The organism is Flavobacterium rakeshii (assembly GCF_009741375.1).
Taxonomy (GTDB): domain Bacteria; phylum Bacteroidota; class Bacteroidia; order Flavobacteriales; family Flavobacteriaceae; genus Flavobacterium; species Flavobacterium rakeshii.
Map to the genome: position 1 here is coordinate 38,187 of NZ_WOWP01000011.1, position 13,353 is coordinate 51,539.

Annotated in this window: 11 protein-coding genes and 1 riboswitch; of the genes, 4 read left to right on the forward strand and 7 right to left on the reverse strand. The window is 38.5% G+C overall.

The annotated features are described in order from the left end of the window. Window positions 1–8: 8 nt before the first annotated feature. Window positions 9–1,010 carry a homocysteine S-methyltransferase family protein gene (locus GN157_RS02780; RefSeq protein WP_157481605.1) on the reverse strand — a complete coding sequence of 334 codons (1,002 nt, stop codon included), beginning with the start codon at window positions 1,008–1,010 and terminating at the stop codon, window positions 9–11. Between the two features lie 87 nt (window positions 1,011–1,097). Next, window positions 1,098–1,201: riboswitch (SAM riboswitch) on the reverse strand. 93 nt (window positions 1,202–1,294) lie between these two features. Here GN157_RS02780 and GN157_RS02785 point away from each other — a divergent pair. Then, window positions 1,295–1,768, forward strand: a complete 474-nt coding sequence (locus GN157_RS02785) for a barstar family protein (protein ID WP_157481606.1) — start codon at window positions 1,295–1,297, stop codon at window positions 1,766–1,768. A gap of 2 nt (window positions 1,769–1,770) precedes the next feature. Here the strand turns inward: GN157_RS02785 and GN157_RS02790 are convergent, their stop codons facing one another. Next, entirely contained in the window at window positions 1,771–2,298 is a 528-nt protein-coding gene (locus tag GN157_RS02790; protein WP_157481607.1) for a hypothetical protein, read from the reverse strand. 124 nt (window positions 2,299–2,422) lie between these two features. Then, on the reverse strand, window positions 2,423–2,869 hold the full coding sequence (locus tag GN157_RS02795) for an OsmC family protein (protein WP_157481608.1): 447 nt from the start codon (window positions 2,867–2,869) through the stop codon (window positions 2,423–2,425). A 698-nt stretch (window positions 2,870–3,567) separates the two neighbouring features. Between GN157_RS02795 and metK the strand changes: the two genes are divergently transcribed. Beyond that, window positions 3,568–4,818 carry a methionine adenosyltransferase gene (metK, locus tag GN157_RS02800; protein WP_157481609.1) on the forward strand — a complete coding sequence of 417 codons (1,251 nt, stop codon included), beginning with the start codon at window positions 3,568–3,570 and terminating at the stop codon, window positions 4,816–4,818. 50 nt (window positions 4,819–4,868) lie between these two features. Here the strand turns inward: metK and GN157_RS02805 are convergent, their stop codons facing one another. Further along, window positions 4,869–7,625, reverse strand: a complete 2,757-nt coding sequence (locus GN157_RS02805; RefSeq protein WP_157481610.1) for a carboxypeptidase regulatory-like domain-containing protein — start codon at window positions 7,623–7,625, stop codon at window positions 4,869–4,871. A gap of 99 nt (window positions 7,626–7,724) precedes the next feature. Then, the gene (locus tag GN157_RS02810) at window positions 7,725–8,630 is read right to left on the reverse strand and encodes a GLPGLI family protein (RefSeq protein WP_157481611.1); all 906 of its coding nucleotides are present in this window, start codon (window positions 8,628–8,630) and stop codon (window positions 7,725–7,727) included. A gap of 116 nt (window positions 8,631–8,746) precedes the next feature. Between GN157_RS02810 and GN157_RS02815 the strand changes: the two genes are divergently transcribed. Both GN157_RS02815 and GN157_RS02820 read left to right on the forward strand, forming a co-directional pair. Next, complete coding sequence (locus tag GN157_RS02815) at window positions 8,747–9,541, forward strand: hypothetical protein (RefSeq protein WP_157481612.1); 795 nt, start codon at window positions 8,747–8,749, stop codon at window positions 9,539–9,541. Further along, a complete protein-coding gene (locus tag GN157_RS02820; RefSeq protein ID WP_035133916.1) occupies window positions 9,541–10,155 on the forward strand; it encodes a deoxynucleoside kinase in 615 nt (204 codons plus the stop codon). Before GN157_RS02815 ends, GN157_RS02820 begins: the two co-directional genes overlap by 1 nt. Before the next feature lie 53 nt (window positions 10,156–10,208). On the opposite strand, the gene GN157_RS02825 is transcribed toward GN157_RS02820, so the two are convergent. Then, complete coding sequence (locus GN157_RS02825) at window positions 10,209–12,662, reverse strand: sodium-translocating pyrophosphatase (protein ID WP_157481613.1); 2,454 nt, start codon at window positions 12,660–12,662, stop codon at window positions 10,209–10,211. Between the two features lie 114 nt (window positions 12,663–12,776). Beyond that, window positions 12,777–13,307, reverse strand: coding sequence for an inorganic diphosphatase (locus GN157_RS02830; RefSeq protein WP_157481614.1), 531 nt, complete (start codon window positions 13,305–13,307; stop codon window positions 12,777–12,779). Window positions 13,308–13,353: the final 46 nt, after the last annotated feature.

Here is a 13,353-nt window from a genome sequence, read left to right on the forward strand (position 1 = left end):
GTTTCCTCTTAGCTAACAACGGGCAACTGTCTTGGCTTATAGTTAGCCGAAACTTCTGCAATTAACTTAATATGCTCTGGTGTTGTACCACAGCATCCTCCTATAATATTAATCAGATTATCATCCAGATACTCTTTAATAAGCACCTGCATTTCCTCTGCTGTCTGGTCATACTGTCCAAATGCATTTGGCAGTCCTGCATTAGGGTGTGCCGATACATTGAATGATGTGTTATGCGCCAGTCTTTTCAGGTATGGTTTTAACTGATCGGCACCCAGTGCGCAATTGAAACCAACACTCAATAACGGTATATGTGAAATGGATATTAAAAATGCCTCAACCGTTTGTCCTGAAAGCGTTCTGCCCGAAGCATCGGTAATTGTACCGCTTACCATTACAGGTATATCCAGCCCCAATTCCTCTTTTACTTCCTCTATAGCAAAAAGCGCAGCTTTAGCATTAAGGGTATCAAAAATGGTTTCTACCAAAAGAAGGTCGCTACCCCCGTCAATAAGAGCACGCACCTGTTCTTTATAAGCTATTAAAAGCTGATCGAAAGTAATAGCCCTGTATCCCGGATCGTTCACATCGGGCGACATGCTTGCCGTACGGTTTGTAGGTCCTATAGAGCCTGCCACAAAACGAGGTTTATCAGGATTTTTTGCAGTATATTCATCGGCAACCTCACGGGCAATTTTAGCCGACTCATAGTTAAGTTCATACACCAAATGTTCCATGTGGTAATCGGCCATACCAATGGTAGTACCCGAGAAGGTATTGGTTTCTACAATATCAGCACCTGCCTCAAAATATAAGGCATGAATATCCCTTATAGCCTGTGGCTGGGTTAGTGATAACAGGTCGTTATTCCCTTTTAACGGATGCGGAAAATCTGCAAATCGTTCGCTCCTAAAATCTTCTTCCGTAAAATTATACCGCTGTAGCATGGTACCCATAGCACCATCCAGTATAAGTATCCTTTCGTTAAGAGCCTGATGTATTTTTGACATAACAGTTTATATTCGGATTAATGTTCCGTTATAATATCAATATGTCATCAAAAAAGTGGAGAGAGAAAATACGGGAGTATTTTCCTTGTGTTATCTATCCGCGCTTGCGGTAGAATTTAGCACCTTCTTTAAAGATTAAAGGGTTGCTAAGGCTTCATCGGGTCTATTCCCTCTGCCTTTCGTGATAACAAATCAATTTGTATAAGAACCCTGCAAAGTAATGTAATAAATTGTTACAAAACAAATTTGTTTTATTTTTGAGTCAAATTTCTTAATTCCAAAAAATGTTCAAATTTGACAACAATCCAGACACATGGCAAAGACTGGATTATCAGATAATGCGTCGTGGATCTATAAAACCCTATACTGAAGATGCATCTTTAAAAAAAGATATCTCCTGGCTGGAGTCTGAAAATTACAATATAACAGAATTTGATTGTAGCATATGGGAAACCCAAGAATTAATGCACTTTGAACTCTCTGATAAGCTTGAGTTTCCGGGCTATTATGGAAAAAACTATGGCGCTTTAAATGAATGTCTTAACGAACTTGAAATAACAAATAACGGACTTGTTGTAGTATTCCGAAACCTCGATACTCTTAATATAAATACAGCTCATACACTTATGGATATATTTATAACAAGTTCAAGACGTCATTTGTTATTTAATGAACGTTTAATAATTTTAATTAAGGTTAAAAGCAACAAATATCCATTACACCCATTAGGCTCCATAGAGTTATCCTGGGATTGGTAATATTAAGCTGCAATTTTTTTTTGTTTTTCAGCAATCTCTACCAAAGCTTCAAATAGCTTTTGTACTATTTCCCCTCTACTGTCTTTAGGAGCACCTAAAAAGAGGGCTTCTAACCCGTGTACCGATGCCGCCAGTTTTACCTCATCTTTAAATGATGCAGGTAGCCCTGTTGCATTTTTATTTACCGACACCACATTAAATCCGCTTTTAAGCAACTTTGTATAATCTAACGGAAGACTGTCGTCCCCCGAAGCGTCAACTGCAATCAGGTTGCTAATATTATTAGCATGCAGGTATTGTACCACATCTTCCATTTTGAACGGAATGCCAAACTGTATAAAATTGGCCTCCCACGAGAAGTTCACCCCCTCCTTTTCAAAAAAGGCTACCGATGAGTTGGTAATTACCGGAAACCTCAGGTCTATTTTATTATCCAGCGCAAGGCCTTTTCTTTCTTTTAAAACTTTATTTATGAGTGCGCTCCCCACATTTCCTATACCGAAGAGCACTATGTTTATCCTGTTATTCATTTTCTTTTTTACTTTTTCTTTTTAAAGAATGGGCTTCCCCCTGTTATGGCGCAGGGGGAAAGACCAGTTCTTCACAAACAAACAAAAACAACTTAAAATCTTTTTATATCAAACCATTACACAATTAGTAATGGTATTCCTTGTAGAGTATGAGGTCAACGGGTGTGGCATTGACCAGATTATCATACACAGGGCTACGAGCCTGTATCTCTTTTACCCATCGCTGTAAAGCGGTTAAAGAAGCCTTTGTTGACGGCTTAAGGGTAATTTCCAGTTTACTGAAACCGGCTCTTTCTTTCGTGTTCTTTCCTTCATATTTTGCCGCATTAAAGTTCCCTGTAATTTCTACCTGTAATGAGTTAAGTTCAATACCCTGCTCTCCGGCGACCAGTTGTCCTAGTGAATTAATGCATCCGGCAAATCCTGCTAAAATATATTCGTAAGGATTAGGCCCCTGTAGTTCCGGGAACTTTTCGTTTTCGCTTATCCTTAAATCAGTATTAAGTGTTTTAACTACAAATTGCTTATTGTTACCTGTGTACCCTAGTACGTTAATAGATGTTGTGTTCATAATATTGCTATTTTTAAATGAGAATGATTGAAATAAAAAAAGGTCCTCTTGGAGTTTACCAAAAGGACCTTACACTTGAATTATAAAACTAAATATTAAGTCGTTCGCTTTTGGCAATATACATAGGGCTTCCACATCCAGGTATACGAAATACAGATGAACTTATAAATGGTTGTGATAAACGATGTAAACGAATTAAAAACTTTCATGTCCCTATTACGGTTATTGCCAAATAATAATTTAAAATAAAAAAGCCCCTGCTGTTGGCAGGGGCTCTGTGTTTTATATAATTTTAATTTAAAATTAGTCAACAGTCACCCCTGCGGAAATCTTCCACGTAAAGTATGACATATTGCAAATAATAAATTTCATTTCTCTGATTTTGAACAACAAACATCCGAACAATTCCCGACATAAACAACACAAAAAGTAAAAATTAACATTTTAAAAACAAATAACCGGGCTCTTAAATACTGTTTATTTAAACAAACAGCGTTAAAAAACACTTTTCAAAATATTAAAATCCTGAGCAGTTTTTTTTATTCCAAATAGGTTTTATACCTTTGCAGGAGAAAAAATTAGAGGAAAGATTTGTACTGATTGCAACCTCAATAAAAAATGCTAAAGCAGGACCACTTCCCTTTAGCACTTACCGCATTCAGCACTATTTTTTCACTACATAAATTAGTAAACATTTTATGGCATATTTATTTACGTCAGAATCAGTGAGCGAAGGGCACCCTGATAAAATTGCTGACCAGATTTCGGATGCGCTGATTGATAACTTCCTGGCTTTTGATGCTGATTCAAAAGTAGCCTGTGAAACTCTTGTTACAACAGGACAGGTAGTACTTGCAGGAGAAGTAAAATCAAAAACTTACCTTGACGTGCAGCAAATTGCACGCGATGTAATTAAGAAAATAGGCTACACAAAAAGCGAATATATGTTTGAGGCTAACTCATGTGGTGTTTTATCTGCCATACACGAGCAGTCTCAGGATATCAACCAGGGAGTAGACAGGCTTACTAAAGAAGAACAGGGAGCCGGTGACCAGGGTATGATGTTTGGTTATGCTACAAACGAAACCGAAGATTATATGCCACTGGCACTTAACCTATCACACAAACTTTTACAGGAACTTGCCGCTTTACGCCGTGAGGATAAAGAGATTACTTACCTGCGCCCTGATGCTAAGTCTCAGGTTACGCTTGAGTATGATGATGACAACAAGCCTGTAAAAATAAAAACCATAGTTATCTCAACTCAGCATGATGATTTTGCTGATGAGCCTACTATGCTTGCTAAAATTAAACAAGATATACTGGATATCCTTATACCAAGAATATTGGAAAAGAACCCTCAGTATGCTTACCTGTTTAACAGTGAGATTGAGTACCACATTAACCCTACCGGTAAATTTGTTATTGGCGGACCTCACGGTGATGCCGGACTTACAGGAAGGAAAATTATTGTAGATACTTATGGTGGCAAAGGTGCTCACGGTGGTGGTGCTTTCTCGGGTAAAGATCCAAGTAAAGTAGACCGTAGTGCAGCATATGCTACACGTCACATTGCTAAAAACCTTGTTGCTGCCGGTGTTGCCGATGAGATTTTAGTACAGGTATCATATGCTATTGGGGTTGCTAAACCAATGGGTATTTACATCAATACTTACGGTACTAAAAAAGTTGACCTTAAGGATGGAGAAATCGCTAAAAAAGTAGAGGAAATTTTTGACATGAGACCTTACTTTATTGAGCAACGCCTTAAACTAAGAAACCCTATATACAGCGAAACAGCTGCATACGGACACATGGGCCGTAAGCCTGAAACGGTAACAAAAACTTTCACCTCTCCAAACGGAGAACAAAAAACACTGGAAGTGGAATTGTTTACATGGGAAAAATTAGACTATGTAGAAAAAGTAAAAGAAGCATTCGGGCTTTAATATCCCGATTGATACAAATAAAAAAGGCAGCCAATCGGCTGCCTTTTTTATTATATACCATACTTTATGGTTAACATTAAATATCGTGGCTGTACCCTGTAGCGTGATACGCTTGTCCTGAACTGGTTAAAGCTGTCATCGTTAAGCGAAGTGGTATTAAGCAGGTTGGTTCCGCCCACTTTAAACTCCCATTTGCTTCCCGGTTTCCTATACATAACATAAGCATCCAAAAAATCGTATTTGTTATCTGATGTCTTAGCGTCATTATAGTAATGGTTAAACTGATAATCAGCAGTAACGGTAAATGAATCCCAAAAATAATAATCCAGCTTAGCAAATGGCCTGTGGTTATAGAATTTGTTATTAGCATAGTCATTAATACTTATGCTGTAACCAAGTTCTAAGTTAGGCATGGTTTTATAATTAGTAGAGAAACTAACCGAATAGCTTTGTGTAAACTGCTCGTTTGTCTGCCTTATTGAGTTTTCCAGTGACGGCACTCCCTGTACCCCACTTTGCGGATCGAACCTGAAGTTGTTGTATTTATTCCAGTTTAAATTTGCCCCTACAGAAGCTTTATAGTAGCGCCAAAAACTCCTGTTATAACCTATTACTCCGCTTATAGATTCATCGGCAAAATTAGAGTTTTCCATAGTACTTATACTGTTAGCTCCGTTATACCCTGCAAGGCTTTTAATAGCATCCATACGGTGATTATAGGTAATTGAACCAAACACCTGTGTAAAGTTGAACATATCAAACTTAAAGTAACGCAGGTTATGACTTTGATAAAGGGCATTTTCAAGATACGGGTTACCTCTAAAAAGCGAGTTATAGTTCGTAAATATAAGCCCTTGTGCAAAGTTGGTCACATCGGTAAACTGGGTAGTCATGTTATAGGTATAGGTAAGGCTCTCCGATTTTTTAATCTGGTAAAGCGCATACACATCCGGCAACACCCTGTAAAAATCATTATTAACTTTCACATCCTTCTGTTCATTATACACATTATAACTATGCAGACTAACACCCGGATTAAAAGTAAACTTACCGGTTATAAATTTATAATGTAAGCCAAGGAACACATCATTAAAACTGTAGTTCACATCGTTCTTACTGTTATCATCAAGATTGTCCTGCGAACCGTTGTCCAGTATTTGGAAAATATCCGAATTGAAACTCTGGTAAGAGTACGTATCGCCCAGCGTCAGGTTGATATTGCTTCTTGGCGTAACCATATAGTAATAGTCGGCTTTAACATCAAGTTTATTAGTAGTCACAAAACGCTCCTGCGAAATATCATAACGGGTAGCAGGTGATAAACCTAAGTTAAGCGATGTATCTCCGGTTCCCGAATCAGGGAACGGATTATTACCCAAGTTGGCATTATAAAACGGATCTTCATCCTGATACAGGTGCTGTGCTTCAAAAGCCATTACATTTTTATCGTCTAAAGTATAGTACAGATTGAAGTTTTGATTGAATGAAAAAGGTTTTTGCTTTTTAACCGAATAGATTTCCTGATCCTGTTCTGTTTCCGGAAAAACCGATGAGAACAAACCGTTATCTTCCTGCTGGCTTGAAGCTTTTACGAAAGCATCATAATCAACATGAAGATTTTTATTTGGAATATAGCTTCCACTTAATTTAAACAGGGCAAAATCACTTTTTTGCAGCGACCTTTCATCTGTTTCCTGTGTGGTTTGTGTTTCTCCTGTTTCGGGGTCTAATATCTGGTTACGGGTTTGTGTTTCGGTTTCCGTACGACTGGAGTTATAAATACCAAAACCGCTAATGGTTAACGACTCGGTTGGGTTATAACTAAAGTTAGCTGCACCAAATTTGGTTTCAATTTCCTTAGCCCTGTTATTTCTTAGCAGTGATATACCCAAATCGTTAGAACCAATATTAAAACTGGTACCACCTTTACGCATCATATTGCGGAAACCTCCTGAGAACTTCATATAATCCTGAATAGTAAGCGGCAGTTCTCCGTTATTATTAAGATTACCTATAACATTAATACTGTATTTAGGACTGTAGTAAAACAACTTAGGGTTTACAAGGTAGCGTTCGCCCTCACCTATACTGGCTCCGGCAGTAACATCTCCAAACCAAAAATTCTTTTTACCATCTTTAAGTTTGATGTTCATTGCTACATTGTCCTGATTATTTTCAAGTCCTTTTAGCTGGCTCACCTCATTGTAGTTACGAAGCACCTCAATCTTATCCAGCGCATCGGCAGGAATATTTTTAACTCCAAGCTTAGTATCTCCGTCAAAAAAATCTTTTCCTTCCACCATAAGCTTAGACACGGTTTTACCCTCTACAGTTACTTCTCCGTCATCATTTACCTCAACACCCGGAAGCTTTTTAAGTACATCTTCCAACTTACGTTCACTACCGTTTGTGAAAGAATCAGAGTTATACACTATCGTATCCCCTTTTATGGTTACCGGCATTTCATAGGTAATTTCAAGTCCTGCCAGTTCTACACCCTGCTGAAGCACAAGGTCTTTCACCATATCATCGGTAGTTGTGGTTATTATCTCTTCTTTCGGTGTATAACCTATATAGCTTGATTTTAAAATATAGCTCGTATTGGTTTTCAGGGTAAGCTGGTACTTACCTTTCTCATTGGTAATAGCATACGACTCCATTTCGTTAGTGGTTTTGTTAACCGCCATTATATTGGCCATTTCTAAACCTGTCCCGGTAGAATCTTTAATAGTACCCTGCACATGAATGCTTTGTGCCTGTACAAAGGCCGAAACCAATAGTACAACAGCAAGTAAAAAATTTCTCATTTGGTTGGTTACTCTAATTTTATTCGGTTTGCCTGTATTTGTAATATTATAAGATTCCCCTATCTATTAATACTTAGGCTTATTATTTTTTAATCAGGATTATGGCCTGCCCATACCACGATGACCGCCACCTCTTGGACCGCCACGCATTTCCTGCATTTCCTGCATTTTTTTCATCAGAATTTCGGCAAATTCTTCCTGAGTTACTTTCTCCCCTTTTTTAAGCTCTTTAATCTCAGCTTTATCTTTAGGGTTAAGTACTATTTTAGAACAAAGTATCATTGTTTTACCATCGCTTACTTCCAGTATAAGCCCCGGAAGCCCCCAGTAATTACCAGGTCCCTGGCTAATAGGTATTTCGGGAGTATACCATGCTGTTATCTCAACTGCTTCCGGCATCTCTACCATATCCATAAAATTGGTTTTTCTCAACTCTTCTTCCTTACCCTCTTCCTGTAATTTTTTGATTTTCTCTTCTGCTCCTTTTTTAGGACGCATATTCATCAGGTTGGTTTTATCTACCGGCATACTGGCAATAGCTTTAAAACAGGTGTAGTTTCCTATTTTTTTGGTTTCGTTTACCATTTTCCATTTAATTGCCGGAAGCGAATCGTCTACTAAAAACTCTTTCCCAAAAATATCTTTCTCCATAAGTATACGCTTATCCTTAATATTTTTGTAGTGTTTTCCGCCACCGCCCATCATGGATGACATCATTTTAAACATTCCTCCGCCCTGTCCCGGTGCATCAAGTTTTTGCTCTTCTTCATAAACAGAAGCCGTTTTATCAAAATGAAGTATAAAGGTCTTTTCAAACATTGGACGCATTCTTTCCTCAATCATTTTTCTCATTTCCGGCGTAATATCCTTATTCCCGTCTAGTTGTTTTGTAGCGTCTTCCATACTGGTTTTAGACTCATACACAGCCTCTCCCTGAAATTCCTGAGCATGAGACAGGAACACAGAAAAAAGTAATGTTATAACATAAAAAGTGAAGTTTTTCATATCGATTGGTTTTTGCATTTATTTGTTAGACTATCCAAAAGCCCATTCGTTACATGACTTTTTTAAAAAAAATATTAAGTTTTCTCTCATTCTAATTTTTTGTACTTTGGCTAAGTATGAAAAATCCCCTTGTTATACTCCTGTTTTTTGTTTGTACCTGTATCTCAGCACAGGAACTCACCATCCCCGTTAAATTTCTTTCTAACAGCAAGGATGCACCCGAAAGATATATAGGCACCGATGCCTTTGGCTACGAGTATACCATAAGCGATAATGAGTTTAAAAAACAAAAAGACAATAAGGTTCTTAAATACAAAAGCCTTTCACTAGGCGATATTTATCAGGTAGATCTGCAAAACCCGTTACAGGTAGTTTTGTTCTACAAAAACTTCAATACTGTAGTGTTGCTGGACAGTCAGCTTACCGAAACTGCCAGAATAAATTTTTCTGACACACCGCAAGCCATAATAGCAGAAGCCGTTAGCCTGGCTTCACAAAACCGCTTATGGATTTATAACATCAATACCCAACAAATAGGACTGTATGATATAGCCCAAAATAGCTATAAAACAATTACACCACAATTAAGTGGCGGCATGCACTATTACCAGTCAGACTACAATTATTTTTATTGGGTAAACAGTACTAACACCTGCTATAGGGTAAACCTGTTTGGCAAGGTAAATACACTGGGCACAACAGAGGACTTTGACCAGCTGCAGTTTATAGCCCCACAAAAAATAATGTACAAGAAAGACAATAATATGTACCTTTACAACCTGGACACCCAGAGCCGCAAACTAATTGAGATAAAGGAAAAAAGCTTTAAGAGTTTTCACTACAAAGAGCAAATTTTATCTATTTTTACAGACAACGACATCATTCAATATAAAATAACAAGTACCGAATAATGCATATAGCAGTAGCCGGAAATATAGGGGCCGGAAAAACTACCCTAACAGAATTACTGGCCAAACATTTTAAATGGGAACCACATTTTGAAGACGTGGTAGACAACCCTTATCTGGACGATTTTTATCATCAGATGGAACGCTGGTCATTCAACCTTCAAATCTACTTTTTAAATACCCGACTAAGACAGGTATTACAGTTTAAGGAAAGCGGAAAGAATATCATTCAGGACAGAACCATATATGAGGATTCGCATATTTTTGCACCTAACCTTCATGCCATGGGCTTAATGAGCAACAGGGACTTTAACAACTACACTTCCCTTTTTGAGCTTATGGAAACTTTTGTGGGCGCTCCTGATTTGCTTATTTACCTAAGAAGCTCCATCCCTAACCTTGTAAAGCAAATACATAAGCGTGGACGCGACTACGAGAACTCTATATCCATAGACTACCTTAGCAGACTAAACGAGCGCTATGAGGCCTGGATTCAAAACTACGACAAAGGCAAACTGCTTATTATAGATGTAGACAAGAATGACTTTGTTGACAGCCCTGAAGATTTGGGAGATATTATAAACCGAATTAATGCCGAACTAAACGGACTTTTCTAAAAATAAAAAATGCCCCTGCAATTGTAGGGGCATTTTCTTTAAAGTGGATTAATTTACTTATTATTTTCCCGTAATTCGTTAATCTTTGCATCCACTTCTTCTTCTGTACCTTCAAAGGATTTCTCCTCCATTTTTATATCTTCGTTAGTAGTGTAGGTAGATATTACCACATTAGCAGTAACCTTACCATCTTCACCCCTTACTTTTTCAACTGTCATTTCTGTACGTTTTTCAACAGCAGTGTTTATAGGCTGTTCTATTACCGCGGCCGACTGTACATTCATACTGTGAGCATCATGACCTCCCAAAATAGGAGCCACAACAAGACCGATAAGACAGGTTAATTTGATAAGAATATTCATTGACGGACCCGATGTATCTTTAAACGGATCACCAACTGTATCACCCGTTACGGCAGCCTTATGCGCGTCAGATCCTTTATAGGTCATTTCTCCGTTAATTACCACACCTGCCTCAAATGATTTTTTAGCATTATCCCAGGCTCCTCCGGCATTATTCTGGAATACTGCCCAAAGCACCCCTGATACGGTTACACCTGCCATGTAGCCACCCAACATTTCGGCAACCAACTGATGGTTATCAGGATAAACCAACATCCCTATAAGTACAATAGCAATAGGGAAACCAATAGTTAGCAATCCAGGCAGCATCATTTCGCGTAAAGCGGCCTTTGTAGAGATTTCTACACATTTACCATACTCTGGCTTACCTGTGCCTTCCATTATGCCTGCAATCTCTTTAAACTGCCTTCTAACCTCATAAACCATATCCATTGCTGCCTTACCTACCGAATTCATAGCTAATGCCGAGAATACAACAGGAATCATACCACCCACAAAAAGCATGGCCAGTACCGGAGCCCTGAATATATTAATACCATCTATACCCGTAAAGGTAACATAAGCTGCAAAAAGCCCTAGCGAAGTTAAAGCTGCCGATGCAATAGCAAAACCTTTACCGGTTGCTGCCGTAGTATTACCTACAGAATCCAGAATATCGGTACGACCCCTTACTTCTTTAGGCAGTTCGCTCATTTCAGCTATACCCCCGGCATTATCTGCAATAGGACCGAAAGCATCAATAGCCAACTGCATAGCAGTGGTAGCCATCATTGCTGATGCCGCCAATGCCACACCATAAAAACCTGCAAAAGCATAAGCCCCCCAAATCGCACCTGCAAAAAGCAGTACTGTTGGAAAGGTAGAAACCATACCCGTTGCCAGTCCGGCTATGATATTGGTTCCTGCACCTGTGCTTGATTTTTGAACAATGGCCAAAACCGGTTTTTTACCAAGCCCTGTATAATATTCGGTCACCGATGATATAACACCGCCCACAAAAAGACCTACCAGTGTTGAATAGAATACCCGTAGTGAAGAAATCTCTTTTGGTTCTTCACCATAAAAATTCATCATCATGGTTTCCGGCAATAAGTAAGTCACCAAAAAATAACATGAAACAGCTACAAGAGCGATAGAAACCCAGTTACCCACATTAAGCGCTCCCTGAACCTCTGCCTCCTTAGCATCGTTACTTTTTATTTTAACCAATAAAGTACCTATAATAGAAAAAAGGATTCCGAATCCGGCAATCGCCATAGGCAACAATATAGGACCAATACCTCCAAAGGCAAGACTAACATCAGGGTTAGCAGCTAGTATATCTCTTAAAACATAATTACCCAAAACCATTGCTGCCAAAACTGTTGCTACATACGACCCGAATAAATCGGCACCCATACCGGCAACATCTCCTACATTATCCCCTACATTATCGGCAATAGTAGCAGGGTTACGCGGATCATCTTCCGGTATACCCGCTTCAACCTTACCTACTAAGTCGGCACCTACATCGGCTGCCTTAGTATAAATACCACCACCTACACGGGCAAAAAGAGCGATAGATTCGGCTCCAAGAGAAAATCCTGCAAGAGTTTCCAGTACTATGGTCATTAGTTCCTGAGCCGTTTTTGGATCACCTCCTAAGTCTCCCGGTGCCCAAACACCATTCATAAAGTAATGAAAGAAAAAGATAAAGAAACCTGTTAACCCTAATACGGCAAGCCCGGCAACACCCAGCCCCATAACCGTACCACCGCCAAATGAAACTTTGAGTGCCTGTGGCAGGTTTGATCTTGCAGCCTGTGTAGTTCTAACATTAGATTTGGTAGCTATTTTCATCCCCATATTTCCTGCAAGTGCAGAAAAGAAGGCCCCAAAAATAAAAGCTACCACAATAAGTATATCAGTAGTGGGGACTATATAAGAAATAACCGCCAGGGCTATACTGGCGGCTATAACAAAAAATGCTAATAATTTATATTCTGCTTTTAGGAAAGCTAAAGCTCCTTCATAGATGTGATCTGAGATTTCTTTCATTTTCCCGTCACCGGCATCTTGCTTAAGGACCCATGATCTTTTGACTGCCATAAACAGCAATCCTACAACGGCCATTATTACAGGCACGTAAATCATTATTGATTCCATAAAAAAATTGTTTGGTTTGTTAATACATTAGTAAATGTAACAAAACATAAACAAATAAAAAAGCAATATTCTATACAGAATATTGCTTTTTTTATATTTTTTTAGGAAATATTATTATCTGATGCTAAATAATTCAGCAGGCCTGTCTTGTAAAGACTCAAAACGATCAACACATTTCTCTATAATTTCGCGAGCTTCCTTAACATCTCCCCATCCTTCTACATCAACCTTCTTGTTTTCAAGATCTTTGTACACTTTAAAGAAATGCTCAATCTCTTTTAGAAGGTGCGGATTCATATCGCTTAGGTCTTCTAATTTATTCCAGATTGGATCTGACATAGGAACACAAACAATTTTCTCATCCGGACCTTTCTCATCTGCCATGTGGAATACACCAATTGGTTTAACTTCCATAACACAACCAGGGAAAGTAGGTTCTGTAACTAGTACCAGTACATCAAGAGGATCACCATCAAGAGCAAGAGTTTCAGGAATGAAACCATAATCTGCAGGATACATCATAGATGAGAATAACATCCTGTCATAACGTATTTTCTTTAGTTCAAAGTCATACTCATATTTATTTCTGCTTCCTTTTGGTATCTCGATAAGTACATCGAACGAATTTGATTTTGCTGCGCTCATTTTATTTTGTTGTATTTATTTCATTTACAGTTTTGCGGCTGCAAAA

Coding starts and splice junctions, on each gene's coding strand:
- GN157_RS02810 (WP_157481611.1), bottom strand. CDS start 8,630: ATGAAAAACTTCACTTTTTATGTTATAACATTACTTTTTTCTGTGTTC.
- GN157_RS02795 (WP_157481608.1), bottom strand. CDS start 2,869: ATGAACACAACATCTATTAACGTACTAGGGTACACAGGTAACAATAAG.
- GN157_RS02825 (WP_157481613.1), bottom strand. CDS start 12,662: ATGGAATCAATAATGATTTACGTGCCTGTAATAATGGCCGTTGTAGGA.
- GN157_RS02830 (WP_157481614.1), bottom strand. CDS start 13,307: ATGAGCGCAGCAAAATCAAATTCGTTCGATGTACTTATCGAGATACCA.
- GN157_RS02790 (WP_157481607.1), bottom strand. CDS start 2,298: ATGAATAACAGGATAAACATAGTGCTCTTCGGTATAGGAAATGTGGGG.
- GN157_RS02820 (WP_035133916.1), top strand. CDS start 9,541: ATGCATATAGCAGTAGCCGGAAATATAGGGGCCGGAAAAACTACCCTA.
- GN157_RS02815 (WP_157481612.1), top strand. CDS start 8,747: ATGAAAAATCCCCTTGTTATACTCCTGTTTTTTGTTTGTACCTGTATC.
- metK (WP_157481609.1), top strand. CDS start 3,568: ATGGCATATTTATTTACGTCAGAATCAGTGAGCGAAGGGCACCCTGAT.
- GN157_RS02805 (WP_157481610.1), bottom strand. CDS start 7,625: ATGAGAAATTTTTTACTTGCTGTTGTACTATTGGTTTCGGCCTTTGTA.
- GN157_RS02785 (WP_157481606.1), top strand. CDS start 1,295: ATGTTCAAATTTGACAACAATCCAGACACATGGCAAAGACTGGATTAT.
- GN157_RS02780 (WP_157481605.1), bottom strand. CDS start 1,010: ATGTCAAAAATACATCAGGCTCTTAACGAAAGGATACTTATACTGGAT.